Consider the following 25,777-nt stretch of genomic DNA (forward strand, 5'->3'; position numbering starts at 1 on the left):
ATATTTATGAACAATTCAAAGAAAACAAAAAATACCACAATTTCTAAAGATTTAGCAGAAGTACAAGAACATTATCAAGATTATCCATATCCGTTTAGGGATCCTAATCAAGAAAAAGAACGTTTACTTGCTATTTGCGGTGAATTTCTAGGAGAATTAAACCATTTTCTATATAAAGGAAAAGAAAATTTTAATAATAATTTTAGATGCTTAATAGCCGGCGGCGGCACAGGGGATTCAACTATTTACCTTGCTGAGCAGTTAAAAGATAAGAATTCCGAAATAATATATCTAGATTTTAGTAAACCTAGCATGGAAGTAGCACAAAAACGTGCAGAAGTACGAGGTCTTAAAAATATTAAATGGATTAATGATTCCATATTAAATATACCTAATCTAAAACTTGGAAAATTTGATTATATAAATTGTACCGGCGTACTTCATCATTTAGCAAATCCTGATGAAGGTTTAAAAAATCTAAAAGACTCTTTGAAGCCAACCGGCGGTATGGGTTTAATGGTATATGCTAAATACGGACGTACCGGTGTTTATCAAATGCAGGGTTTAATGAAAATGATAAATAAAGATACTAAAAGCCGTGTCGAAGAAGTAATGAACGGGAAATTAATTCTAGATAACCTGCCTGCTACTAACTGGTATAAAAGAGGTTGGGAGTTATTTTCTGATTACCAAAATTTCGGTGACGTTGGAGTTTATGATATGTTCCTGCACAAGCAGGATAGGGCATATTCCGTTCCTGAGTTATATGAATTCGTAGAAAAAGCAGACTTAAATTTTGTTGATTATCTTGATCCTTTAGAGAAAATTTTATTAAGACCGGAAAATTACATAAAAGATTTTTCACTTCTACAAAAAGTTAAAAAGATGGATAAAGTAACTAGGGAAGCAATTTCCGAAATACTTACCGGCAATATTATTAAACACTCATTTTACGTATCAAACCAAAAAGATAGTGTAGCCTCGCTTGATGACCTTGATAATATACCTTATTTTCACAATATCACTAATTTTGCTAAACAAATTTATGAACATTTAGAAGCAAATCCTTCAACAGTAAACGGTGCTATTAATTTTACTATTAATAACGGAGTGTTAACTAATGTTAATATCTCAATATCGATATTTAGAAGTACTAAATATATTTTCAAATATATGACAGAAGAGAAAAGTTTAAGAGAAATATTTGATGCAGTACGCAGTGAATTAAATCAAGAAATAAGCAATGAAACATTATTAAACGAAGTTAAAAACGTATTCACTCCATTACTTAATACAAATGTGTTATTGTTAAAATCAAAGGATTTGTAAAACTTATTATACTAAGATTTAATCGGCATTGTTGCGTGGATTACCCAAGTCGTCATTGCGAGGAGCCGTAGGCGACGTGGCAATCCAGAAAAAATAATAAAGAAATGCTGATTTTCAGCATTTCTTACTGGATTGCTTCGTCAATTACTGACGTAATTTTCCTCGCAATGACGAGGAAACAAATCATAACCTATTATGTTCAAATAGCTTGACAATGGGCTATTACATTGTTAATATGCTTTTACATACATTATAGGGTCTGTGAACATTCCTAAAAAGATTTTATTTTGGCTCTTTTTTGCTGCAAATTATAAGACTTTTTTGAAATAGGGGTACTGTTTAATTTTTGCTAAAAAATAGCAAGTCAAATAGAAATTTTTACAGAACCTAGGCTTTTAAAACTAACAAAATAAATAATTCTTCAAACCGCAAGCATAAAAATTTTCTAAAAATCTAATTTGATTCCTAATTTAAATAAGTATATTACTTCCTTTAAACTTAAGGTAATTAAAGTTTTGCTAACTCAACTCTTGCAATTATAATCTATTAATAATAAAATAATGAACACAACTCACAAAGAATCCACAGAAGAACTTAACAATTCCGAATCCAATAACAATCATAATAACTTTGCAGAGAACGGTAATATTATTAATTTAAAACAATTAAAACGTAAATTACCGGAGGAACTACAAGCTCAAGCAGAGGAGTTGAAAATTGAAAATATTAATTCATTACTTAAACAAGAATTAGTTTTTGCAATTTTAAAAAAATCCGTAGAGCAGGGTGGTTTGATAGTTGGAGAGGGGGTACTTGAGGTATTACCTGACGGATTTGGTTTTTTACGTTCGCCGGAAGTAAACTATCTAGCAGGTCCTGATGATATTTATATTTCTCCTAGTCAGATTCGTCGTTTTGGTCTGCGTACCGGTGATACGGTAGAAGGTCAGATCAGAGCCCCAAAAGCCGGAGAGCGTTATTTTGCTTTACTGAAAGTCAATAGAGTAAATTTTGAAGACCACTCTAAAGCTTATCATCGTGTTCATTTTGATAATTTAACCCCCTTATATCCTGATGAAAAATTAGGATTAGAACTTGAAAATAATAGTAAAGATAGTAAGGATTTTAGTACACGGGTTATTGAACTCGTCGCACCTATGGGTAAAGGGCAGCGTGCATTAATAGTAGCACCGCCTCGTACAGGTAAAACCGTATTATTACAAAATATCGCACACGCTATTACTACTAATAATCCGGAAGTATTTTTAATAGTGCTGCTAATAGATGAAAGACCTGAAGAAGTAACCGATATGCAGCGTTCGGTACGCGGTGAGGTTGTTAGCTCTACTTTTGATGAACCGGCAAGTAGGCACGTACAACTTGCGGAAATGGTTATTGAAAAAGCTAAACGTTTAGTAGAACATAAAAAAGACGTGGTAATTTTAGTAGATGCGATAACACGCCTTGCTCGTGCTTATAATACCGTAGTGCCGTCATCCGGAAAAGTATTAACGGGCGGCGTTGATGCTAATGCACTACAAAGACCGAAAAGATTTTTCGGAGCAGCAAGAAATATTGAAAACGGCGGCTCGCTTACTATAATCGGTACAGCTCTAATTGAAACCGGTTCTCGTATGGATGAGGTAATTTTTGAAGAGTTTAAAGGTACAGGTAATTCCGAGATAGTTCTAGATCGTAAGATTGCCGATAAGCGTATTTATCCGGCAATTGATATAACTAGATCAGGAACTAGAAAAGAAGATTTACTAGTAGATAAAATAATATTAAATAAAATGTGGGTTCTTCGTCGTATTATTGATCCAATGGGTAGCAGTGAAGCAATAGAATTTTTACTCAAAAAACTTGAAAACACTAAAACTAACGGTGAGTTTTTTGAGATGATGAAGAGCCCTGAACGTCCTAAGCATTGTTTATAATCAATTAATACCGGTGTTGTTGCGTGGATCAGTTTCCCGATCATCATCCCGCGACTTGATCGCGGGATCCAATAAAAATACTAAAATTATTAGTATTTTAAGTTGTTTTTTGGATACCGTGGAGGGGCCACGGGATGACACCGAACTTGTTTTTCGATCCATGCAACAAAGCCAATTTTTCCTTGCAATGACGTTGATTGTACTAATTAAAAACATAAAAAATCATGAATATATCATCTGATTATTTAATTGAAAGAAGACAAATAAAATCCCGTCTGTTAATTTGGAAGTTAGCGGCTATTATTTTGATTGCTATCGTATTCTTACTAGTCGGTAAAGATTTTGCTCCAAAAGAGGTTTTACCTATTACCGGTAATGAGGATTATATAGCTTCTATATTAATAGACGAAATAATTCTTGAGGATGAAAAGCGTGACAAGAAGCTCAAAAAAATAATCGATGATTCTCATATTAAACGTTAATAGTTAACGTAAATTCTCCTGGCGGTACAAGTAGTCGGCTCTGAAAAAATTTATAATATTCTGCGTAAAATATCTGAAAAAAACCGGTATTAATAGTTATGGGGACGATGGCAACAAGCGGCGGTTATTTAATCTCTCTCGGAGGTGATTATATTATTAGCCATAACGGAACTATTACGGGTTCAATCGGTGTAATATCACAAACAGCCGAGGTAACGGAGCTTGCTCAAAAGTTAGGGATTAAGTTTAATAATTTTAAATCAGGTGAATTAAAAGCTGCTCCAAATCCTACCGAAAAACTGACGGAAGCAGTACGAATAGCTATTATGGAAAATATTGAAGATACATATGATTTTTTCCTTGAACTTGTTTCAGAAAGACGTAATCTTCCTATAGAAGAAGTAAAAAAACTCGCAGATGGACGGGTATATTCAGGTCGTCAAGCTTTAAAGTTAAAACTTGTGGATAGCATAGATTCAGAAGATACTGCATTAAAGTGGCTACAGCAAGTTAAGAAAATTAATACTAATTTACTAGTTAAAGATTATCAATTAAAACCAAAACCCAAATTAGTGGAAATGATCTTTGAAGATTTTGATAGTATCACTCCTAGCTTTTTTAAAAACAGTTTTAACGGAATCAAAGCAATTTTTCAATAATGGTCACAAAAACTTATTTAATCGATAAAGTACATGATAAACTGCATTATCTTTCCAAAGAAGATGTTAAAGATTCAGTAGATTTAATTTTGGATTATTTAAGTGAATCTCTTAAAGATCAAAAACGTATCAAAATCAGAAATTTCGGTAATTTCTCCATACGCAAACGCAAATTCCCTGAAAGCGAAAAATTCTATAATACGGTTTATTACCGAATGCCTAAAAATTTATTTAAGGAGTAAATAAGTTATGGAATGGTCTAAATATAGTACTATAGAGAAGTGGAAAATAATAAAAAACATGGTAGTACATAATAATATTTTTGCCATGGCTCTTCATATTCAAGATTTAGAACGCTTTAAAAAAATATTGTCAATAGATGGGAGCTTATTATCCAAGCACTCACTATGGACACTCTTATATACCATGATATTATGGGCGATGGGAAATATAATTCCTTTTTTCAAGAATTATATAATTACTTAAATGATAATAAATTCACGATGAACTTCATGCCTAGTAATATTAACAAAAAGCATGGATACTACCCTTTTTATCAAGAAGTATATAATAAATTTTTAAATGAAAATATATTATCAATAATGATATATTTAGAAGATATTTTAGAAAAAAGATCTAATGATCAACCTCTACCTAGATGGGGATATGAAGACACTTTAGAATATTATTTAAAAACTAGAAAAAATTATGATAAGCCTAAGCCTGAAATAGAAAGAAGCGAAGATGGACCTAATTTAAATTAGGCCGAATTGAATTTTTATGAAGAGTCTTTAGATTATTACTTAGAGGTTATAGGGCAATAAAATTTTCCTCTCACTTGACATTATACTAATAGGCAACTATCTTAAGTATAAAATTAAAATAGGGTGTTTATGATAAGATATTTAATAGTTTTATTTGCTTCTATAGCTTTAATTGGCTGTACCGGTCAAAAAACTACTAAATCAAAAGAAGTAGTAGAACTTGACGGTGATCCAAGCTATGCAATTATGAAAACAATAGATAATACTAATAGAAATATTGCTAATACTACTTCACAGCGTCCGAGTACTCCGGTTAGATAGGAATGCTTGTTATTATTTCTTTCGCTAAAACTCTTAATTTTGAGTCGTTAGCTCTTAAGACAGAGATACTAACCAGGCTATAATGCTTGATGTAAGAGCAGCAATTGCTGGGAAATTAAATGTCTCTCTTGATCATATTGATACATATATAGGGATTTCTCCTCAAGGAGAAGGGGGATTAACTGAAGGCTGGGATTCGGATATAGTAAAATGGGATAGATATATTTTTACTTATAAATATCGTGATAAGATTAAGGAATTTAGAGAAAAAGGCGAATATTGGCAAGTAATAGATCAACTTGCAGAAGCTTTGGTTGAAGAAAATGAATGTTATGAAACAAAACGGATATGTCTTATGAGTGGCAACAAGTTATTTTTCAATCAATATAATGTTAATCGGCCATTGTTAGAGAGAACAAGTCAGCTATCAATGCTACTCTCAGCCTCTTGATGGCTGTAATCACTTAAAATCTCAAGGGTACATGCTGGAAACAAGTAATTGTTTAAAGAAAAGCGGAAATATCTGCTTATTATGGAAGAAGAATTACAGCTGCAATAGAATCACAAAAAAACTCAGCTCTTCTATTGCAGGATCACAAATGTTTTGTCTAGGTGGAGATTGCCATAATCCTACAACTGGGACAAATACAGACATAGAAAATATTGCTTATTTAGCTGCTCTAAATGAGATGAAAAAAGATATGAAGACTCATCCTATCAGCGTATTTGCAGGTACAGGTAAATCTTGTAAAAAGAATCTTATTAACTTTCTTAATTGCTGTTCTGGATTAAAAGGATGGGGTGTTCCTATTACTAAATTACAAATGAATTTACAAACTTGATTTCAATTCAAAAATACAAAAACCATTTTAATGGTATTTTTAAAAGATTTAAATTATTTGATAGGGGGAATATACCTGAAAAAGAAAAATTCTTTTATAATACCCCTTTAAATCGCTAATTTAGTATTATGAGCTTTACTACTAAAGATAGTATTGAAAACTTTTTGCTATTTTAGAATTTGACAAATGATTTTGAAACAAAAAATAACCAATCAAACCAAACAGAAGTAAATTTTATAAGCATGCATTTTTACACTAAAGAGCGAATAAAAGGTTCTTCAAGACCAGTTACACTAGAAATTAAAGAAAAATTACAACCTTGGGATAGAGCATCTTCCTTGCTATTTTCCACTCTTCTCTCAGCTTTTCCCTCAGCTTTTCCTTTTTCAATACCTTGGATTATGCCATGCTGAATGCCCTCATCTATGTATTTTTGCGCTATTGTTCTCATAATATTATCTTGTTCTTCTGTTGATAAATGTTTAACTATTATTTGTTCTAACTCTTGCTGCTTCTCTTCAGATATCTTAGCGTCAGTATACCATAAAAACGATCTTAAGTAAATATATCCTGATTCCTTATCCATGTGCCGGCTCTACCTCGAAGGATTCTAATCCCTTGACTATTAATGCTGCAGGCTCTTTCTTTGTGCTGCATTAACACTAGCAAGATTATCGATATCACTTTTAAGCTTAATAACATTATTAAAATGCATCTGGCTATTTACCTTATCAGCTATTCTTAGTAATCTTAATTCTTCATCCCGTATGTCTTTAGTAGTATAGTATTTAGTATCAGTGCCATCTTCATTATATAGTTTGATTAATCTATCAGAATTTAATACCTCCCTTAGTAGTTTTGACTTTTCTGCTGCTGCTGGAATCTCTTTTACTGCTTTTTCTATATCCCATTTAGTAAAAAGCTTGATGACGCATAATGCGATCAAGTACCCCATCTGCTCCTTTGATGATTTCAAGATGGGCTAACTGATATATTTTATTTTGCTCAGATATTTCATTGATAATACTTCTCATGCTAGTAGGGCCAACATGCTGCTGAGGCACTTATCGGGTCTACTTTGATTTCTAAACCTAACTGAGCAAAATATTTATTAATTACTTCTTTAGCTCTTTCATGAATTATCTGATCTTCTGGAATATAATACGCGCCCACTTTATATATTAATTTTATTAAAACATATAAATCCATTTTTGTATACTTAAGTTATTGATTTTATTTCAAAATATATTTGACTTCTAAAATTTATTCAGCATTCATGATGGTGTTAAAGTATTTCAATTATTGCAAAGATAATCTACTTCTAAATGATAAAAAATAAAGTAACATGTTAGATTATTTGAATAGATTCAGTGTTATGTTTAAAACAATTCCAAAAGTTATACTTAAGATTACTAGTTAATAATGTATTTTCCATTAATCTATTTTTATGTGTAATATTAAAACATAATCGATAAAAGTGTTTTTCTAGTGATGAAATTCCAAGATAAGGAATCAAAACAATAAAATTTAGTAAAGTTTCATTTATAATTTTCTTAATTTTTTCAGGAGATTTAGCACCGATTGTTTGCATATTATGCAGCCTATCAAATAACTTTATTAACAGTATATCATATTTTTTCTCCGTATACAGTAATTCTACCATTTCAGCGGCACTAATCTTGATACCGTCTTCTTTAATTCTTGTTAAATCCATTACTTGATTTGCTACTTTCCACCCAAATTCTTCAGCTACTTTCTCTTTGGTAAGTTCTGTATCCTCAATGCAATCGTGTAATATGCTAGTTACTAATATATCTGTCCTAAATAAGTAATCTGATATCATGCAGGCCACTTCTATCGGATGTGAGTAAAACGGCTCTCCTGATTGACGCATCTGCGTGCCATGATATTTTCTAGCATAGTAGATTGCTTTTTTAATTTCTGCAATATCTACTGCTGAAGTTTTGACTACACCATTTAAATAAGTGATTGTATCTAATAACTTTTTAGCATAATTACAAACTTCAAATTTTTCTTCCCAATTATCAATATTTTCCATAAATTTTCTTTATACTTTCAAAACTTACGCTATGTTTTACAACAAGTGGCTTAGTACTGGGATATTATTATAATTTTCCAGTATGAAAAAATGGCTTTTGCCAAGGTTTTTAGTTATATTTGAGATAACATAGCGTAAGTTTTGCTTTTGCAACAGTCCGTCTTGACTTCTACAAATACAAATAATAGCTTAAGTCAAAATTTAGTGGCAGTTCCATGTTAACTTATTATATTACGCTTCCTATCTCAGTTATATTGCCAATAAGAAAGGGGGGAATCATATTATTTCCTTCAAAGTTTTGATTCATTACTTCAAGGCCTGTTAATACTGGCCTTGCATCATGTAATAAATAACTATTATTATAGTACTCTTGACTATTATTGTGATCAATATAATATACGGTATTGTGTTGTACACCATTACTAGTATGTGGTAATTGTTCTATACTTATCTCTTGGTTACAATCCTCTTGAACATCAATAAAATATCTATTTTCTGTTTCATCTAACTCTTCAATCAATGCTTCTAATTTCTCATTAATAATTTCATATTCTTTAGTTGTGATAATTTTTTTCTCTATATAATTCTTAATATTTCTTTTTATTTCACATAAGTCATAATTGGTGTCGTTTATAAATTTTAAGTCTTCTTGGTTTAAGTTTTCTAAATCCTGTAAATCATTTAATAAGATTAAAACTTTTTTTTATAGATTTAGTCCATAAGTCAATAGTCTCTTTATCAGTTTCTATGTGTCTTTCTATATATTCTTGCTTAGGCTTTAGATAATCCAATGCTTTTTTACTAAGATAATCCAATGCTTTTTTACTAAATGGACGCCAACTCTAAATAGCATTATTTGTATATCCAAATTATCAAAGAACTTAGAGTGAAATACAGGAGTATAAATCATATTAGTACCTTCACAATGTACAGAATCACGTCCATAAAACTCAACAGGACGACAATTTTTATAGATATCTTCTCCCTGTATAGAATAACCTTTAGTCTGTATAAAATTAGTTTCTTGATGAATATTACTAAAGACCTTAGCTTGACCACTAGGTGATACATAAGTCATAGCATCTGTAACATATGCTTGATTGTTACTATCCCAACTATAAGGTACGCAATGTAGTTTCTGATCATTATCACTAGGTGGTACAAAATTTTTATACTTGCTATTAGGAATTTCATAATCATATTGTGACGTTATATCATCAGATTTATTTATTTGAGTCTCAGATGGATGATTATTAGATTGTTTTATTAGTTTATAAATATCATTAAAGGATTTACTCTTGTCAAGAGTAGCAGCATCTGCTTCCGGTAATAATTTAAAACTTAAATTAGATAATTTATTCCACACCCAATTCCACAATCCATTATTAAGTTTATCTATGGTTACAGATACTGATCCTTCTGAATATTGCTTATCTTCTTTTATAGCACGACGAAGAAGGCGTGGATTAGCACTACTACTTAATAACTCTTCTAATTGATCTTCAGCCTGAGGAATAATATTGATTCCTACAAGATTGTTAAAAAATGATAGTGGCATAATAATATTACCAGGGGCAACAATTCCCATTTGTTTTGGCATATCAACAATATTAACTCCATTAATATTTAATGTACCATTAACTATAGATACATTTTGTATATCTGTAGAAAATTCAAGACACTTTTTATTATCAGCTATGGTACTTTTATACCATATAAAATCTTTATTCATTATACTATGTTTATTTTCTATTTTAGCACATAACACATTACCGTCTTTTATAGTATGTTATATTATTAATATTAGGACTATCAGTAATAAAATGATGCTTGATTATATTACCATGAGAGTAAAAGACTAACGTAATTCCATTTTTTAAATACTTAGTAATATAGCTTTTATCTCTGAATGTTGGAATATCATGATTTTTATGTTCAATGATTTCAGTTAAATTCAATTCAGACTTTGCTAATATAATTTGTTGATCATAATGCACATGCTCTATTACAAACAGCTCATTGTTATTAGGAAAAATAGACAATATATACTCATAGAGTTTTCCATTATGAATAATTAGCTCTAAGTCACCAAGTTGGTTATCTAATATTCCTCTTATAGTAATCATATTATTACCAAAAAACTCAAATGTATACTGACATGGATATTTTAAAAATGATATTGTATTTTCCTTTATGTTTTGGATTCGAGATAAAGCACTTAATGGCCAATGAAGGATCAAATGGTTGTAAATTATCACAAGATTCGATTATAAATTGATTACCAGGTAGTTTAGAATATTTCATCGGGATTGCGTCGTTGTATCTACACTTGAATATACTCAACTGCATTTTACTGTTTTTATCTATAATATGCATGCTACCTATTAACTGAATATCAAAAGAATGATTATGTGCAGCAATTTTTTCTAAAATTATTTTACCCGGTTTTCTATAATTTATTCCATTAGCATTAATAATATTACAATATTTAACAGATAAAATTAATTCGTCAATATACCACCATTGGTTGAATCATAAATATAGCAATAGAGTCTTTATACCCAGGAATTATCAATTTTTCCTCAGAATTAAAATATATACCATACCCACTTGTACCTAAATTTTTACTACTCAACTTTTGTTGCCATAATTCTGAGTTGGTAATGTTATCTTGTCTAATATTACTTAAAGTGATAGACATATTATGTGCACGGTCATATATTTCAAATGGTACTACTTGTTTTAATGCATTGGCATCAATAATATAATTAGTATTGATTTTAGTATTATGATTATCTTCTATTCTAAGTTTTGTGTTATTTGTTGTACGTATAAAATTTACTGAATTTGGGTAAACAACATTATATAATACGATAAGTAATGAGTAAGTATCAGGAATATTGGGTTTTAAATGTTCAAAACAGTAATCATTAAGATCTGTTGCACATTTGTCATGTTCTTCTTTTGCAAGATATTCATTATTTACATGTGAAAAGTAGTTTTTATCAAGATGATTTAATCCTTCAGGATGGAAATATATATTAGTATTACTGTGTACCTTAGGATCAAATAGCATAATCATGTTATGACGATATGGACCGTTGAGCCACACGGCTTCGCTAGTACTACATGATCCAGCATATCCATTACTTAAGCATTTCCCCCATGTAGTAAGATTGTAGTATATTGCTGACATACCTCCTTCTATCTGAGCAACTTGATCTAGAAATACATCAGGATCATTAGTTTGTTCAATTGTTTTTGAAGCAATTCTTATATATTCTTTGTTCATTCTTTCACCAACAGGGTATTGAATATTTTGAAACATATTGTGTTCTTGATGGATTTTGGTAGGTACAAACTTAATCTCTCTATTTTTAGAAATAATATCAAAAATTTGTTGCTGCCAAATATCTTGTGTGTTAATATATTTGTCTTTTTTGAACCCAGCATATTCACATATGTGTACATGATTACTTGGCCCAATCTTGAATCCTGATTTACAAGCTAATCTTTGATTAGCTTGTAAGTAATCTTTTACTTCACTTGGTATATCTTTTAAATTAATCCTTTCCCATCTTACATCCTTTACATCAGGTAGGTATACTATAATCCAAGCAGATGGGAAATTAAACTCATCTAAAAATTTTAATTGTACATCAAGCAAATGTCTCTCTTCAAATATTATAGGCAATTCATCTTGATAAAACCCTAAATTTATTAGAAATGCTTCCCATAATGATGTATCAAGTAAGTGGTACTGATTACGCAATGCTATTGCTCCGTATAGCATTTGTTCAGCCATTAACCCTATCCATAAGGGACCAGTTTCAAATCCACACATTTCAACAAACATCAACCCAACGGTAAAATATTGTTCTCCTAAGTGATGTCTTATAATGCTAGCTTCTTCTGAATCAGGTGGTAGACTATTTAATTTTTTATGTAATTCTCCTATTGAATAAAATGTAATTATTTTAAATATAGGACTTGTAATTGGTAGCTTACTGAACAAAGTTCTATCTAAAAACATGTCTCCACCGATCATCCTCACAGTTTTTATTAGACCTTCAGAGTCACCAGTATTGAATGAACGAATAATATCTGATAATAAAAATGCTCCTTGTGTTATTGCACCCTTTAATGCGTGAAATTTACTATGAGTTTTAGTATGTAGCTCTTGAAAATGATTTAAAGATTTCTTTCTTATTTCCTTAGGAATGATGTCCTTATAATTTATACCTTCAAAACTACCAGTTTCAAATTCATGGTTCAACGTCTCCCATAACAACTGACTAATCTTATCAAGATTTAGTACTTCCGATGATTTTAATTGGGTTAATATTTTGTTATTATAATGTTGTAAAAGATTTTTGTTACTCTCTGGTATCAAATCAAGACATTGTGTATCCACAGATAGATTATACTTTTTAATAACATCGCCTAATGCTTGTATTTGTTGTTCTGTTAATGAAGGTAACATTTTATGTAGGATATCTGCTCTAATAAGTAATACCATCTTTGTTTAATTGGAAAAAATCTTGATCTAGTAATTTAATGTCCGGGGTTTTGTTATTTAGAAAAAATAATTCTTTTACTACCTCTGCAGGTACAGATTCAATTGATCCAGCATGTTCTTTATTAAGTAATACCAAATCAGAAACAACATTATCTGGTGTCCAGAATGGAGCTTGTGTTAAATGAACTATAACATCTTGAGGTAAATTTTTAGATAAAGTAAATATTTTATATTCCGTATTACCACCACTACGCCATTGGAAAAATTTTTTAGCTAAATTTTTTATAGCTAAAAAATTTACATCTTTTGTTTGAAAAAGTAACCGATAGTTATAATCTTGACTGTATAATTGATAATAATTATCATGGTCTGATACTAATAACGTTTGTTGACCGTTAGTAAATAAATAACCAGAAGCAGTAATAGGCTTATTTTCCTTAGTTACTAAAGAAAATAAGTTATCTTTAGAATACTTATTAAAAAATTTTTTGATAACAATACTAAACTGTGGAAACCCTGGAGATAAGGTGGTAGGCGATGGGGGAGTTGAACCCCCGACCTTTACGATGTCAACGTAATGCTCTAACCAACTGAGCTAATCACCCTTATAATTTTAAATTCTATATTTATTGCATAATGTACTAGATTTCAAGCTTTATTTCTATTATTTATAATATATTATTTTGAAATCGGGGTAAAGACTAGCATCAACCCCCGATTTCTACAATTTTTATGGGGTAGCAAATTACAAATGTAATTTGCTATTGGGGATAGTCTATAATTTTATGATGGATTTAAAAACTAAAGCCTTTGATATTTCTCAAAATTTTACTATTTCTCTTGACGGTCCTGCTGCTTCAGGTAAAGGGACTATCGGTTTAATGCTGGCAAAGAAATTTTCTCTTAAATATTTTCAGTCAAGTATTGTTTATAGGCAGCTTGCTTTTAACTGTATTAGTCAAAAAATAGATATCACCGATATAGATGCGGTAATTGCTTTATCTAAAAGATTAAAACTCGATAATAATCTTGATTTAGAGAATGAAAATATAGGAGATATAGCATCGCAAATTGCCGTAATAAGTGAAGTTAGAAATAATCTAAACAAATATCTGATTAATCTAGTAAAAACAACGCCAAGAATTATTATGGAGGGTAGGGATATAGGAACCGTTGTCGCACCTGATGCCGATTTAAAAATTTTTATCACTGCAAATCCGGGCGTCAGGGCTGAAAGACGATATAAGCAGTTGCAAGCAAAAGGAAAAGCATGTATACTCGATGAGATTTTACGGCAAATAATTTTGCGAGATAAAAGAGATAAAGAGCGAAAAGCAGCACCGTTATTACCGGCTTCAGATGCTTTAATTATCGATACTTCAAAGTTTTCGGCTATAGAAGTCGTAGAAGAAATAACGCATTATATTCAAAGAATAAAATAACTTGAAAAAGTGCTAGGTTATTTTATTCAATTTTATTGGTATTGCCAAATAAATTATATATATCGTCATTGCGAGCGGTCGAAGACCGCGTGGCAATCCATAAAAATAATAAATTTAACTGGATTGCTTCGTCAATTACTTCGTAATTTTCCTCGCAATGACGTAGTTTTTTCAAACCGTCAATATTTATTTTACAATATCATTTTATTAACCTTTTTAAAAATTTTTATTAGTTTAGCACTTTAGCTAATATTACGAGAAAAATATGTCAATAAAACTAAAACAACGATTTGTTCCACAACTTGCAGCAATTAACCACGAATTTGAAGAAGATTTTTCTAAAATGCTTGAAACCGTTGATACAAGTCATATAAAAGAAAAAACGGTAGTTAAAGGTCAAGTAATCGAAATAAAAAACGATATGGTTATTGTTGACGTTGGATTAAAAAATGAAGGTAGAATACCTAAATCTGAATTTTTATCTTTACCTGAAGTTGGGGACGTAGTTGAAGTTTACATCGAGAAAATTGAGGGACGTAACGGTAGAACAATATTGAGCCGTGAAAAAGCAGTTAAAGAAGAATTATGGGGACAACTAGAAATTATGTATTCTAAGGGCGAATTTGTCGACGGTACGATTTTCGGTCGCGTGAAAGGAGGGTTTACCGTAGATTTATCCGGTGTAGTAGCATTTTTACCGGGAAGCCAAGTTGACGTTAGACCTATTAAAGATCCTACTTCTATAATGAATATCAAGCAACCGTTTAAAATTTTAAGCATGGATAAAAAGCTTGGTAATATAGTAGTTTCTAGAAGAGCCATCTTAGAAGAGTCACGTTCTGAGGCTAAAGACGAGATGTTGTCTAAAATTAAAGAAGGAATGATTTTAGAAGGAACCGTAAAAAATATTACTGATTACGGTGCGTTTATCGATCTTGGAAGCGTTGACGGTTTATTACATTTAACCGATATTTCTTGGAGAAGAGTTAACCATCCTTCAGAAGTGTTAGAATTTAACCAAAAGGTTAAAGTAATGGTTATTAAGTTTGATGAAAAAACCAAAAGGATATCACTCGGTATAAAACAACTTGATTCTAACCCATGGGAAGCAATTAAAGAAGAATTCCCTGTCGGTAAAAAAATGACTGGTAAAGTTACAAATTTTGCTGATTACGGCGTATTTATAGAATTAAAAGACGGACTCGAAGGGCTTGTACATTCAAGCGAAATTAATTGGTTAAAATCTAATCAAAATCCTAGAAAAACGCTAACTATAGGGCAAGAAGTAGAATTCGTAGTTTTAGAGGTTGATACCGAAAAGCATCGTGTTTCTTTAAGTATTAAACAATGCCAAGAAAATCCTTTAATAAAATTTGCCGAAAATAATCCTGTCGGTACTGTAATTAAAGCACCGATTAGAAATATTACGGATTTCGGTATTTTTGTTGCACTCGGTAATAATATGGACGGCATGATTCATGAAGGTGATATTAGCTGGGAAGATAAGGGAACGGACCTGCTAAAATCATATAAAAAAGGTGACGAAATAGAATGCAAAGTTTTAGCTATTAATATTGAAAAAGAACAAGTTAGTTTAGGTATAAAACAATTGTCACAAAATCCATATCAAAAAATCAGTGACGAATATAAGAAAAGCACAATAGTTAAAGCTCTTATAACGGAAATTAAAGATGATGGACTCGAAGTACTATTAAACAATAAAGTAGCAGGTTTTATTAAAAGAACTGAATTATCAGATGAAAAAGATGAGCAGCAACCTGAAATGTTTAAAGTAGATGAAGAAATAGAAGCAAAAGTTACTTCTATCGAGAAATCAACCGGTAGAATTTTATTATCGGTAAAAGCCCATAAAATAGCAGCACGTCAAAAAGCTCTCAAAGAATATGGTTCTAGCGATAATACTACCAATATGGGAGATATACTTGTTAATGCTTTAGAAGATAAGAAGTAGAAGCTTTTTTGTCCAATTTGTCATACCGTGGCTTGACCACGGTATCCAGTCTTGTTTAATCTTTCCTGGATCCCGTGAATAAATCACGGGATGACAGAGGGAAATACTGAGAGCCATGCGGGCAACGCAGACTTGACCACGATATGACACTTTTAATTTAATTCATCAATTTCAGGAGAAAATATTAATGTCGTATGTACCGATAGTAATTGAACAAACATCACGCGGTGAGCGTGCTTATGATATATATTCAAGATTGTTAAAAGAGCGTATAATCTTTGTATGTAGTACTGTTGAAGATCATATGGCAAACTTAATCGTTGCACAATTATTGTTTCTTGAAGCAGAAAATCCTAAAAAAGATATATATATGTATATCAATTCCCCTGGAGGCGTCGTAACCGCAGGCATTGCTATTTATGATACAATGCAATATATAAAGCCTAAAGTGGCTACACTATGCATAGGTCAAGCTTGTTCTATGGGTTCATTTTTACTTTGCGGGGGCGAAAAGGGAATGCGTTATAGTTTACCTCACAGCCGTATTATGATCCATCAACCGTCAGGAGGTTATAAAGGACAAGCTACCGATATAGAAATTCATGCTCAAGAAACCCTAAAAATCAAAAGGTTACTTAACGAATTGTACAGTAAACATACCGGACAAGATTTAAAACATATCGAAAAAAGCATGGAACGCGATAATTTCATGTCACCGGAAGAAGCAAAAAAATTTGGAATAGTAGATAATATAATTGCTTCTAGAGATGCTATGGGATTATTAACAAAATAATTTTAAAGTTAATTAAATTCTTTTTAGCTGCAAAAATCTTATTAATTTTCGTCTAGAAATCTCTTTAATTATCAATTAAAGCTATTTTGTTAACAGTCCCATATTAAAAGATCAAAATTAGATTTTACAAAAAATCTTATAGATTTAATTTGATTATTATAATATAAGGAAATTAATTTGTTATTGGGGTCATAGCTCAGTTGGTAGAGTATTTGAATGGCATTCAAAAGGTCGGGGGTTCGACTCCCCCTGGCTCCACCAATCAAAAATTCTATATAATTCAGCATAATTCATATGCTTTTTTAGTTAATTCTAAAAATAACTTATTTTCTATATTATCTTCTAAATTCCAACAGATAGCTAAAATAAGCTGTACAAAATACCAATTTCTAACATCTTGTAATTTAAAGCCAAAATAATTTGCCGCAAATTCGGTATCTTTCTCTATATCCATAATAAATGCCCATACTTCATTTATAGAATATCCAATTACTCCTTTAGGATCATTACTACCCACTGCTTGTCATTTTGCAGTATATTTTCATGATGTAAATCACCGTGAAGTAAAATTTGAGGTTCAGAATTTTGAAGAAGCTCATCTCTCAATTTTCTTGCCTTTTGTAAATAAGTTTTAGGCGACTCCCTTTCTTTATCTAAAGCTTTTAGCTGATCTTTAACATTAGGAAAGTGATGAGTTTTTGGCATGGATGCCTTGTGAAGTTTGTTCATAACAGAACAAGCTATAGCAATTTTGTTATTCGCCGAATATTCTTTTAAAGAAATACTGGATACCGCTCTCTCAAGTAATAAAGCATTATCTTTTTGGGCTAGAATAGTTGCAGCACCAAAACCTGAAAAAACTTTTAAAGCTTCCACTTCATTTGCTAAGTCTCTAGCAGCAAAACTTAATTTTAATATGATAGGCTTGTTACTTTGATAACCTGACAGAACATAGTTACAAGATAAATTATCTATAGGAATTAGGTTAGATAAATTCCACTCTTTAGCTAATTCTGCTACAATTTCAGGTAACTTTTCAAGCCAGATTTCCCCTTACTCTTTATGTATACTAATTATATTATTTCTAAATCTATCCATACTATAGATTATATATATATGAATATTCATTTTAATGAAAATTATATTTTAATTCATGACGCCAATAGTAGCGATATTGTTGCTATGGTTTCTTTATCTTACGCTAAACGTCGTGCTTATGAAAAAGCACAGCCGCAATTTTGGCGATATAAAGCCGGTGCAGAAGAATCATAAAGTAAATGGTTTAAAGAATTATTACGATTAGACGATTATATAATATTAATTGCAGAAGATGAAAGTAGAATGCTTGGTTTTATTATAGGCAGAATAATAGAAGCACCTGAAGTTTATGACCCGAAAGGACTGACTCTAATGATTGATGATTTTTGTGTTGAAACCGAAAATGATTGGTATTTTATAGGAGGGCAGTTAATTGAAAAAATTAAGCCTAGAACTAAAAGCAAAGGTGCTAGCCAAATATTAGTAGTTTGCGGAGTACATGATAAACCTAAAAGCCAACTTCTAAAAGCACTTGGATTAAATGTTGCTTCAGAATGGTATACCGCTGCTATATGATTAGGCTAATAATATATTGCAAGTTAGTTCTTATTCTCACTTTTTTAGTTAGTTGCCAAAATAGTAGTAATAAAAATGATTTTCTTGAATTTATTTATAACCAAATTCAAGAGAATCATCCGGGAATTTTTAATGATCTTAATCCAAGTTTCAAAGAAAATTTAGAACTCAATTATACAAAGGCACAAAAAGCTATTTCTCAAACATCCGATATAACTCAATATAAGCAAATTATAAAAAACTTTGCAGATAGTTTTAATGATACTCATCTAAGAGTTCACTGGTATGATAAAATAAATCCGGCTATATTACCTACTTCTAAATCATTCCAAAATAACAATTGTTATAAAAACTCTACTTGGATAACTCTATCTACTTTTAATCTCAATGAAAAATAGCAGTAAGAATTTATTTTAATCCTTAATGCATTAAAAAACCTTAGAAAGAAAAACATCATAATATTTGATTTAAGGGGTAATCAAGGCGGTAATTCCGATTACGGCAGTCAAGTTGTAAATAAGCTATTTGGACAAAGCTATGCTGAGTATAAAAGAAATTTAGCTAATAAAAATACTTATGTAGATTGGCGAGTAAGCAGGGGTAATTTAGAGCATCTTAGAAATTTATATAACCGATATAAGCTACCTTTTATTAAAAAAGGCTATAGATGGATTAGAACAAAACTTAGCAAAACATGAACCATATTATAGAGAAGTATTATTTGATAAATCATTAGCCGATCATACTCTTTTACCAAATCCTATTAAAGCCAAAATTATTGTAATTATCGATGAGAAAAATGTAAGTGCGGCTCTTGGTTTTAATGTCATCAAATGTAACTTTAATAGGAAAAACAACCAAAGCCGATAGATTATATATGGAAGTACGAACGGTTAAATTACCAAATGGACTCGGTACTTTTACTTTTCCAATTTAAAGTTTGGAGAAATAGAAATCGCGGCGATAATGAGCCTTATGCACCTGATTTTGAAATTAATATAAAAGATACATCAAAATTAGAAGAATTTATTATTAAAATGTTCTTTTAAATATATTTAGGGAATAAAGAAGTATTAATGCTTAAGAAATTAAATTAATGCAATAAGGTCTTTTTAAAAATTGTGTAACACAAAGCCACCTTTTTTAGGCAATGCCAAATATATTTTGCAAAGCTAGATATATTAATATAGATTAAGTATAAAAAAGAATTAGTGAGTAAAATGCCGAGAAATCAGAATTTAGACATAGAAAGAAAGCAAGATCATATTGAAATTAATCTTACAAAAAACGTTGAATCTACACTTAAAAGCGGTTTTGAATCCATTCAATTTATTCACAACGCATTACCGGAAATTAACTACGATAACATAGATACGACTACTACTTTCCTCGGAAAATCTTTACAAGCACCTATTCTAATTTCTAGTATGACCGGAGGAACGGCTAGAGCTAGAGATATTAATTATCGACTCGCAGAAGCAGCCCAAAAAGCCGGTATTGCTATGGGGCTTGGCTCTATGAGGGTTCTGTTAACAGAAGCCGATACGATCAAGACATTTGCAGTAAGGCATATTGCTCCTGATATCCCTTTATTAGCCAATATCGGGGCAGTGCAGCTTAATTACGGAGTAACACCGCAAGAATGTCAGTATTTAGTTGATGCTACCAAAGCCGATGCCTTAATCCTTCATCTGAACGTATTGCAGGAGCTAACTCAGCCGGAAGGTAATAGAAATTGGGAAAATCTTTTACCTAAGATAAGAGAAGTGATGAATTACCTCTCTGTCCCTGTAATTGTTAAAGAAGTAGGATACGGTTTATCTAAACAAGCTGCTAAAAACCTTATTGATGTAGGAGTTAAAGTTCTCGACATTGCAGGGAGCGGAGGAACGTCCTGGAGTCAAGTTGAGGCTTATCGTGCTAAAAATTCATTACAAAACCGTATTGCTAGTAGCTTTATTAACTGGGGAATCCCGACTTTAGATTCTCTCAAGATGGTACGGGAAGTTTCAGAAAATGTTTCAATTATTGCTAGCGGTGGATTAAAATCGGGTATTGACGGTGCAAAAGCAATTCGTATGGGAGCTAATATTTTTGGACTTGCCGGTCAATTATTAAAAGCGGCAGATACTTCGGAGTGCTTGGTTTCCGAAGAGATACAATTAATAATTAAGCAGCTTAAGATTACCATGCTATGCACCGGATCACGTACTTTAAAAGACCTCACAAAAGCAGAGATAAGGTTGTAGTAGTTTATTCATGATATGGTATTAAACTCAAAAATAATTCTTTTCGGCTTTATAATCACTCATTTGGACAAGTTTAACTTCTTCATGATAATCACCTTTAGTAAATTTGTTAACGACTTTCTGCCAAAATATTAATGCCGGTTTATTTTCAGGAATAACTGAAACTTCCCAAAGTCCTTGGTGCATTTGCCAAATTTGCTCTGCTACTTGTTTACCAACTCCTTTATTTTGAAACCTTTAAGGTTCGACAATTGACGAAAAAAGAGAATTTTTAAATTTTATATTTGCGAACCTAAGTTTGAGAGGCGGAAACCTTGATTACTCCTTGGCTTTTCCGTTCGATAAACCGCAAGAAGTGGCGAGCTTTCTAGAGTTGGCGGAGAGAGGGGGATTCGAACCCCCGACACGTTGCCATGAACACGCTTTCCAGGCGTGCGCCTTAAACCGCTCGGCCATCTCTCCAAGATTTTTGGCGTTGTTGCATGGCTTCTATGTCATTCCCGCAAACACGGGAATCCAATAGAAGCCATGCAACAATGCTAAGACTTTTTTAACAATTATTCTTAGAAAAAATATTATTGGCTTCCTCTAGCTCATTTTTATTATTAACACCAACAATTAAATCATGATCAGTAGATAATAAATATGAAACTTTTTCACCGTGATTTTTACATATTTTTACTATTTCAGTTAAATAAACTTCCTTATTACCGGTAGTATTAGTAGCAAATAAAGGTAAGTATTTGTTTAAAACTCCTCTACTGAAAGCCATAATACCCGAATTACAAAGCTTTATTTTTTTCTCTTCTTCGCTTGCATTTTTATACTCGATTATTTCTAAAAAATCACCGTTTTTATCAGTAGCTATTCTACCGTACCAAGCAGGATTTTCTCTCTCAAAACTTAAAGTCACTAATGCAGAATTAGTAAGGCTTAAATAATCTATTAATTCATGCATAAGTTTTGGAGTAATAAGAGGATGATCGCCGTATAAAACTAATATTATTTTATTTTCATCAATTAAATCTATTGCTGCATAAGTAGCATGAGCTGTACCTTTAGGTTCTTTTTGCAGTACAAAGCGACACATATTCTCATAGGGCGTTAAATATTTTTTAAGTTCCTCTGAATAAACTATAACTACATCATTTGTTACTTCGAGCGAATTCTTTAATACCGTTTCAAGCATTGGAACTCCGCCGACTTTATGCATTACTTTCGGTAAAGCGGACTCCATTCTAGTGCCTTTACCGGCTGCTAAAATAATTATTTGATAATTTGCACCGTTATAAGTCATTATTCTCCTTGTATTATTTCGTAAACATCATCAGATAGCTCATAATTACCGAAAACTCTTTGCACATCGTCGCTTTCTTCTAAAACTTCCACAAGCTTTAGTAATTTTTCGGCTTTTTCCTTATCATCTATAATTATTGTATTTAATGGAATCCAGCCTATATAAGAGTCTTCAGGTATGCCGTATTTGCCGGTTAAAAATTCTAGAACTTTAGAAAAATTTTCAATATCCGTATAGATTGTATGGGTGGTATCATCAGATATAATATCATCTACATCTACTTCTATAACCGCTTCTAAAATATTTTCACTCGATGCTATGTTGCTTAGATATTGAATAACACCGCAATGTTTAAATAAATAATTAACACTACCGGTTTCGCCTAAACTCCCACCATATTTAGTAAAACTAGAGCGTACCTCAGCAGCAGTACGGTTTTTATTATCGGTTAAAGCTTCAACTATTATAGCAATACCGCCAGGTGCGTAACCTTCGTATCTAATTTCCGTATAACTTTCGGTATTAGAAGCATCATTAGCACTATTAATAGCTTTGTCGATTCTTTCTTTTGGGAGATTTTGACTACGTGCAGCAGTTAAAGCATTTCTAAGACGTGGATTATTTTCAGGGTTATTAGAAGAACCGGTTTTAGCTGCAGTAACTATTTCACGAATTAATTTAGTGAAAACTTTTGCTCTTTTTTTATCTTGAGCCCCTTTACGATGCTGAATATTTTTGAACTTTGAGTGACCGGCCATTTTGCTATTATTATATTGTGTATATTTTAGGAATTAGATTTTATTTTGATTGGTGAGTACACGAATCCCTGGTAAAATGAAACAATAATTCTTAAAATATACATAATATTAACCTTGTTTTGCTTTAAATCTTTTATTCTTTTTATTTATCACAAAAATTTTGCCTCTTCTTTTAACGATCTGACAATCTTTATCACGTTTTTTTAATGATTTTAATGAGCTAACGACTTTCATAAAATATACTTATTACATTTAATTTGGACTAATAATAAACATTTTTATTTATTCAGTCAATTACCAATTTAAAGCATTTTAAAATAAAATACCTCATTTCGTGGTTTTTGAATATAAATTTAACCAATAATTACAAAGGGGTCAAATTATGAATAAATATTCATTATGAAACTATAAATGAAATCAAACAAAATGGAAGTGAATGGAGTTTAGACAAACCATATTATGATGAATTTTTTGTTGAATTACCGAAATTAGTTCAAAAATTTGATCTATCTGAAATAATTACAAAAGTAGATTATCTAGGTAAACATGTATCCATATTTAATGCAGTAGGAGACCTGGCACCATATGCTCAGCTTGCTAAATAGGCTGAGAATGCTATTAAAGATGAGCAGTAAGGTGAAAATAAAATGCTAAGTGAAGGGCAACGTAAAAAACACTATGAAAAAGCTAATAATCAATGGAAAGCTATAAAAGCCGTATTAGAGCCTGCTAAAACATCAGGTATAGATTATTGTAGTTTAACAAGAGGCTGGGAAAATAATAAAGGTGCAGCACACGGTGATCAGATACTAAAACTTCTAGAGAAAAATTTACAGGCAACAAAAAACCATGAAATTAAATCAGAAATATTTAATCTCCTATTAGAAGAAGCAAATAAAGGAGAACACGGTTTATATGCTATTCCAGGTAATTATAAAAATAATCCAAATGTACAATATGCAACTGCAAAACATCAGGCATTTGTTGATGATGAGCTTTTAGTATGGAGCCTACAAAAGATTCATTTGAAAATGAATCTTTTGATGAAGAATCAAATATTTCTTATAATGATTTTACTCCACCTACAGGAATGCCGAAATATATAGACCTTAATAATCCTGAGCAACTTGCCGCTTTATTTAATCAAGCAACTACCCTTGCTGATAAAGCTACTTCAACACCAAAGAACTTGCAAGCATGGCTAAATAATGCCGGCTCAATATTAAGTAATGCAGAATTAGGTGAACAACCTTCTACTAGTTCGAGTACGGCTAGCTCTAGTAGAGTAGAGTTCAATGTTAAGGAAAGTATTAATGAAATTAATAAGTTAATAAAAAATTATAAAATAGTAATCAGTGAAGAATATATAAATAGAGCCATAGAAACCGGAGATGCGGAGACAATAGATCAAGCTTTAAATAAGCCTCATTTTATTAAACAAGAACTTCTCATAATAGTAGAAAATCTTACGAAATCATTGGGTAGTCATTATGCTTCTCTGAATGTTGTAAGTAAGTCTTTATTTGTAGAGTTAGATGAGTTTCAAAATTTAGCAGAATTAATAGAAGATTTACTACCCATATCAGATAAGGAAAGTAAAGCTCTAAAATATGAATATTGTAAAGTAATAGCAAAAGGAACAAGTAATCCATTACAAGTATTAGGCTCTATGTTTGGTGGAGAACCATTAAATCCATTAAAAGCAGCAGCAGAAACATATATAAAATGGTATGAAGAAAACTTTAATGTAGAAGTAAATCCTACTCCGGTTGTAGTTTAACCCAGAAATTGACGTTGTAGCAGCTGGAACAATTTTTGAAGATTTTAGTTCAGATTTAGATTAAGTCTTTACGTCTTAAATGTCATAACTCCTCTTGTTTCATAAGAGAAGTTATGATAGCTTGCTTTTTTCTTAAAAAGAATTAATAATTTCTACACAAAAATCTTATATTTTATTGACAAAATTTTACCAATTCTATATATTTCCGTTTTCAAAAATTCAAAACCCATATTTTCTTGAGATTTGAATTTAATTTAAATAAGGATATATATTTGTGTAAAGAGTCTTTGATTGAAAAATTTAAAAAAGATGCAGTAGAACCACTAGAGACAACAGATTATTTGAGCATACTTATCGAAATTAGAAAGCTTATTGAAGCTAATGATATTGATAATGTAGCATTAAAGCAAGGTTTATTGTCCTTAGAACAGGTTTCAAAAGAAGCCAAAAATAATAATGAAGCTATTATAAAAGGTAAGGAAATATTAGAGTTACTTGCTCCGCCCCAAATTTACCGGCAACTAAAAGTGATCTATTCAAAGCAACAATATTTCACATGTTACTAAATGATTGTATTAATTATTATAGAAATAATGAAGATGTTAATAATACATATCAATGGCTTAAAGAAATTGACGTAAGATGGAGTAGTGTAATAACTTCAAAATCAGACGAAGAAATATTTTTTCAGCAAAATAAATCAATATCAAAATATTTTACGGAAGTTATAAATGAACAAGCTATATTAGATCCAATAGAAATAGAGCTAACTCAAATATTAAAAATGTTAGGTGTTGCTGAAAATAATTCTGATATTAACTTATCTAAGCTAATAATAGTCGGGTAGAAACCATAACATTTACTCCATATTTTAATTAAATTAGTTCCATGCTATGGTAACCCCCACAGAACCGTGCTTGCGATTTTCCCGCACACGGCTCCTCAATGAAACATTTACTA

The 25,777-nt window shown here is 31.2% G+C and carries 31 protein-coding genes, 3 tRNA genes and 5 pseudogenes; 24 read left to right on the forward strand and 15 right to left on the reverse strand.

Translation table 11 applies throughout. The features are described from left to right. Positions 1–6: 6 nt before the first annotated feature. The 9 genes and pseudogenes from ACIAS7_RS06065 to traN form a co-directional block, all read left to right on the forward strand. Positions 7–1,329 carry a class I SAM-dependent methyltransferase gene (locus ACIAS7_RS06065; RefSeq protein ID WP_473198636.1) on the forward strand — a complete coding sequence of 441 codons (1,323 nt, stop codon included), beginning with the start codon at positions 7–9 and terminating at the stop codon, positions 1,327–1,329. Between the two features lie 560 nt (positions 1,330–1,889). Next, complete coding sequence (gene rho / locus ACIAS7_RS06070; protein ID WP_473198637.1) at positions 1,890–3,266, forward strand: transcription termination factor Rho; 1,377 nt, start codon at positions 1,890–1,892, stop codon at positions 3,264–3,266. 224 nt (positions 3,267–3,490) lie between these two features. Continuing rightward, positions 3,491–4,407: pseudogene (sppA, locus tag ACIAS7_RS06075) on the forward strand (signal peptide peptidase SppA). Then, positions 4,407–4,649, forward strand: a complete 243-nt coding sequence (locus ACIAS7_RS06080) for an HU family DNA-binding protein (protein ID WP_473198638.1) — start codon at positions 4,407–4,409, stop codon at positions 4,647–4,649. The pseudogene sppA and the gene ACIAS7_RS06080 overlap by 1 nt, the downstream one beginning before the upstream one ends. A 165-nt stretch (positions 4,650–4,814) precedes the next feature. Continuing rightward, complete coding sequence (locus ACIAS7_RS06085; RefSeq protein ID WP_473198639.1) at positions 4,815–5,171, forward strand: hypothetical protein; 357 nt, start codon at positions 4,815–4,817, stop codon at positions 5,169–5,171. A 129-nt stretch (positions 5,172–5,300) separates the two neighbouring features. Continuing rightward, on the forward strand, positions 5,301–5,492 hold the full coding sequence (locus tag ACIAS7_RS06090; protein ID WP_473198640.1) for a hypothetical protein: 192 nt from the start codon (positions 5,301–5,303) through the stop codon (positions 5,490–5,492). A 2-nt stretch (positions 5,493–5,494) separates the two neighbouring features. Further along, positions 5,495–5,572 (forward strand): annotated as a pseudogene (locus ACIAS7_RS06095) (YaaA family protein); the annotation flags it as partial. A gap of 2 nt (positions 5,573–5,574) precedes the next feature. Further along, positions 5,575–5,943, forward strand: coding sequence for a hypothetical protein (locus ACIAS7_RS06100; RefSeq protein WP_473198641.1), 369 nt, complete (start codon positions 5,575–5,577; stop codon positions 5,941–5,943). Positions 5,944–5,965: 22 nt separating this feature from the next. Next, positions 5,966–6,334, forward strand: a pseudogene (traN, locus tag ACIAS7_RS06105) (conjugal transfer protein TraN); the annotation flags it as partial. Positions 6,335–6,584: 250 nt separating this feature from the next. On the opposite strand, the gene ACIAS7_RS06110 reads toward traN, so the two are convergent. From ACIAS7_RS06110 to ACIAS7_RS06145, 8 genes and pseudogenes are all read right to left on the reverse strand, one after another. Further along, entirely contained in the window at positions 6,585–6,920 is a 336-nt protein-coding gene (locus ACIAS7_RS06110) for a transposase (RefSeq protein ID WP_473198642.1), read from the reverse strand. After that, positions 6,920–7,501 (reverse strand): annotated as a pseudogene (locus ACIAS7_RS06115) (AAA family ATPase); the annotation flags it as partial. The pseudogene ACIAS7_RS06115 and the gene ACIAS7_RS06110, both read right to left, overlap by 1 nt. Before the next feature lie 181 nt (positions 7,502–7,682). Continuing rightward, positions 7,683–8,393: an HD domain-containing protein gene (locus tag ACIAS7_RS06120; RefSeq protein WP_473198643.1), complete on the reverse strand. Its 711-nt coding sequence runs from the start codon at positions 8,391–8,393 to the stop codon at positions 7,683–7,685. Between the two features lie 226 nt (positions 8,394–8,619). Then, positions 8,620–8,913, reverse strand: coding sequence for a hypothetical protein (locus tag ACIAS7_RS06125; protein ID WP_473198644.1), 294 nt, complete (start codon positions 8,911–8,913; stop codon positions 8,620–8,622). Between the two features lie 258 nt (positions 8,914–9,171). Beyond that, positions 9,172–10,125: a hypothetical protein gene (locus ACIAS7_RS06130; RefSeq protein WP_473198645.1), complete on the reverse strand. Its 954-nt coding sequence runs from the start codon at positions 10,123–10,125 to the stop codon at positions 9,172–9,174. A 37-nt stretch (positions 10,126–10,162) separates the two neighbouring features. Then, the gene (locus ACIAS7_RS06135) at positions 10,163–10,519 is read right to left on the reverse strand and encodes a hypothetical protein (RefSeq protein ID WP_473198646.1); all 357 of its coding nucleotides are present in this window, start codon (positions 10,517–10,519) and stop codon (positions 10,163–10,165) included. Between the two features lie 383 nt (positions 10,520–10,902). Next, entirely contained in the window at positions 10,903–12,876 is a 1,974-nt protein-coding gene (locus tag ACIAS7_RS06140) for a hypothetical protein (protein ID WP_473198647.1), read from the reverse strand. Between the two features lie 564 nt (positions 12,877–13,440). Next, a tRNA-Val gene (locus tag ACIAS7_RS06145) sits at positions 13,441–13,517 on the reverse strand. 180 nt (positions 13,518–13,697) lie between these two features. Between ACIAS7_RS06145 and cmk the strand changes: the two genes are divergently transcribed. The 4 genes from cmk to ACIAS7_RS06165 all read left to right on the forward strand — a co-directional run bounded on the left by cmk (position 13,698) and on the right by ACIAS7_RS06165 (position 17,380). Beyond that, the gene (cmk, locus tag ACIAS7_RS06150; protein WP_473198648.1) at positions 13,698–14,354 is read left to right on the forward strand and encodes a (d)CMP kinase; all 657 of its coding nucleotides are present in this window, start codon (positions 13,698–13,700) and stop codon (positions 14,352–14,354) included. 265 nt (positions 14,355–14,619) lie between these two features. Beyond that, entirely contained in the window at positions 14,620–16,326 is a 1,707-nt protein-coding gene (locus ACIAS7_RS06155; protein ID WP_473198649.1) for a 30S ribosomal protein S1, read from the forward strand. A 187-nt stretch (positions 16,327–16,513) separates the two neighbouring features. Beyond that, positions 16,514–17,119, forward strand: a complete 606-nt coding sequence (gene clpP / locus ACIAS7_RS06160; RefSeq protein ID WP_473198650.1) for an ATP-dependent Clp endopeptidase proteolytic subunit ClpP — start codon at positions 16,514–16,516, stop codon at positions 17,117–17,119. Positions 17,120–17,304: 185 nt separating this feature from the next. After that, a tRNA-Ala gene (locus ACIAS7_RS06165) sits at positions 17,305–17,380 on the forward strand. 19 nt (positions 17,381–17,399) lie between these two features. Here the strand turns inward: ACIAS7_RS06165 and ACIAS7_RS06170 are convergent. Both ACIAS7_RS06170 and ACIAS7_RS06175 read right to left on the reverse strand, forming a co-directional pair. Next, positions 17,400–17,636: a streptomycin kinase gene (locus tag ACIAS7_RS06170; RefSeq protein WP_473198651.1), complete on the reverse strand. Its 237-nt coding sequence runs from the start codon at positions 17,634–17,636 to the stop codon at positions 17,400–17,402. Then, on the reverse strand, positions 17,609–18,094 hold the full coding sequence (locus ACIAS7_RS06175) for an aminoglycoside phosphotransferase family protein (protein ID WP_473199437.1): 486 nt from the start codon (positions 18,092–18,094) through the stop codon (positions 17,609–17,611). Before ACIAS7_RS06175 ends, ACIAS7_RS06170 begins: the two co-directional genes overlap by 28 nt. A gap of 141 nt (positions 18,095–18,235) precedes the next feature. Between ACIAS7_RS06175 and ACIAS7_RS06180 the strand changes: the two genes are divergently transcribed. The 6 genes from ACIAS7_RS06180 (at position 18,236) to fni (ending at position 20,982) form a co-directional block, all read left to right on the forward strand. Beyond that, complete coding sequence (locus ACIAS7_RS06180; protein ID WP_473198652.1) at positions 18,236–18,391, forward strand: hypothetical protein; 156 nt, start codon at positions 18,236–18,238, stop codon at positions 18,389–18,391. 69 nt (positions 18,392–18,460) lie between these two features. After that, positions 18,461–18,733: a hypothetical protein gene (locus ACIAS7_RS06185; RefSeq protein WP_473198653.1), complete on the forward strand. Its 273-nt coding sequence runs from the start codon at positions 18,461–18,463 to the stop codon at positions 18,731–18,733. Beyond that, complete coding sequence (locus tag ACIAS7_RS06190) at positions 18,730–19,131, forward strand: hypothetical protein (protein WP_473198654.1); 402 nt, start codon at positions 18,730–18,732, stop codon at positions 19,129–19,131. The genes ACIAS7_RS06185 and ACIAS7_RS06190 overlap by 4 nt, the downstream gene beginning before the upstream one ends. An 18-nt stretch (positions 19,132–19,149) precedes the next feature. Next, positions 19,150–19,431: a S41 family peptidase gene (locus ACIAS7_RS06195; protein WP_473199438.1), complete on the forward strand. Its 282-nt coding sequence runs from the start codon at positions 19,150–19,152 to the stop codon at positions 19,429–19,431. A gap of 207 nt (positions 19,432–19,638) precedes the next feature. Beyond that, positions 19,639–19,782 (forward strand): hypothetical protein, encoded by a 144-nt coding sequence (locus ACIAS7_RS06200; protein ID WP_473198655.1) that lies wholly within the window; start codon positions 19,639–19,641, stop codon positions 19,780–19,782. 171 nt (positions 19,783–19,953) lie between these two features. Continuing rightward, positions 19,954–20,982 carry a type 2 isopentenyl-diphosphate Delta-isomerase gene (gene fni, locus ACIAS7_RS06205; protein WP_473198656.1) on the forward strand — a complete coding sequence of 343 codons (1,029 nt, stop codon included), beginning with the start codon at positions 19,954–19,956 and terminating at the stop codon, positions 20,980–20,982. A gap of 27 nt (positions 20,983–21,009) precedes the next feature. On the opposite strand, the pseudogene ACIAS7_RS06210 reads toward fni, so the two are convergent. The 5 genes and pseudogenes from ACIAS7_RS06210 to ykgO form a co-directional block, all read right to left on the reverse strand. Continuing rightward, positions 21,010–21,219: pseudogene (locus ACIAS7_RS06210) on the reverse strand (acetyltransferase); the annotation flags it as partial. Positions 21,220–21,356: 137 nt separating this feature from the next. Further along, a tRNA-Ser gene (locus ACIAS7_RS06215) sits at positions 21,357–21,444 on the reverse strand. 88 nt (positions 21,445–21,532) lie between these two features. Continuing rightward, positions 21,533–22,279: a sugar phosphate nucleotidyltransferase gene (locus ACIAS7_RS06220; RefSeq protein ID WP_473198657.1), complete on the reverse strand. Its 747-nt coding sequence runs from the start codon at positions 22,277–22,279 to the stop codon at positions 21,533–21,535. Then, positions 22,279–23,037 carry a YebC/PmpR family DNA-binding transcriptional regulator gene (locus ACIAS7_RS06225; RefSeq protein ID WP_473198658.1) on the reverse strand — a complete coding sequence of 253 codons (759 nt, stop codon included), beginning with the start codon at positions 23,035–23,037 and terminating at the stop codon, positions 22,279–22,281. Before ACIAS7_RS06225 ends, ACIAS7_RS06220 begins: the two co-directional genes overlap by 1 nt. A 108-nt stretch (positions 23,038–23,145) precedes the next feature. Then, positions 23,146–23,271 (reverse strand): type B 50S ribosomal protein L36, encoded by a 126-nt coding sequence (ykgO, locus tag ACIAS7_RS06230; RefSeq protein WP_004998227.1) that lies wholly within the window; start codon positions 23,269–23,271, stop codon positions 23,146–23,148. Between the two features lie 152 nt (positions 23,272–23,423). Between ykgO and ACIAS7_RS06235 the strand changes: the two genes are divergently transcribed. From ACIAS7_RS06235 to ACIAS7_RS06255, 5 genes are all read left to right on the forward strand, one after another. Next, positions 23,424–23,642: a dihydrolipoamide dehydrogenase gene (locus tag ACIAS7_RS06235; RefSeq protein WP_473199439.1), complete on the forward strand. Its 219-nt coding sequence runs from the start codon at positions 23,424–23,426 to the stop codon at positions 23,640–23,642. Between the two features lie 42 nt (positions 23,643–23,684). Continuing rightward, the gene (locus tag ACIAS7_RS06240; RefSeq protein WP_473198659.1) at positions 23,685–24,143 is read left to right on the forward strand and encodes a hypothetical protein; all 459 of its coding nucleotides are present in this window, start codon (positions 23,685–23,687) and stop codon (positions 24,141–24,143) included. Next, positions 24,041–24,817, forward strand: a complete 777-nt coding sequence (locus tag ACIAS7_RS06245; protein ID WP_473198660.1) for a hypothetical protein — start codon at positions 24,041–24,043, stop codon at positions 24,815–24,817. The genes ACIAS7_RS06240 and ACIAS7_RS06245 overlap by 103 nt, the downstream gene beginning before the upstream one ends. Before the next feature lie 272 nt (positions 24,818–25,089). Further along, the gene (locus ACIAS7_RS06250) at positions 25,090–25,383 is read left to right on the forward strand and encodes a hypothetical protein (protein ID WP_473198661.1); all 294 of its coding nucleotides are present in this window, start codon (positions 25,090–25,092) and stop codon (positions 25,381–25,383) included. Further along, positions 25,374–25,664, forward strand: coding sequence for a hypothetical protein (locus tag ACIAS7_RS06255; protein ID WP_473198662.1), 291 nt, complete (start codon positions 25,374–25,376; stop codon positions 25,662–25,664). The genes ACIAS7_RS06250 and ACIAS7_RS06255 overlap by 10 nt, the downstream gene beginning before the upstream one ends. The last annotated feature ends 113 nt before the right edge of the window (positions 25,665–25,777 follow it).

The organism is Rickettsia sp. 109562A South Dakota, assembly GCF_055791265.1.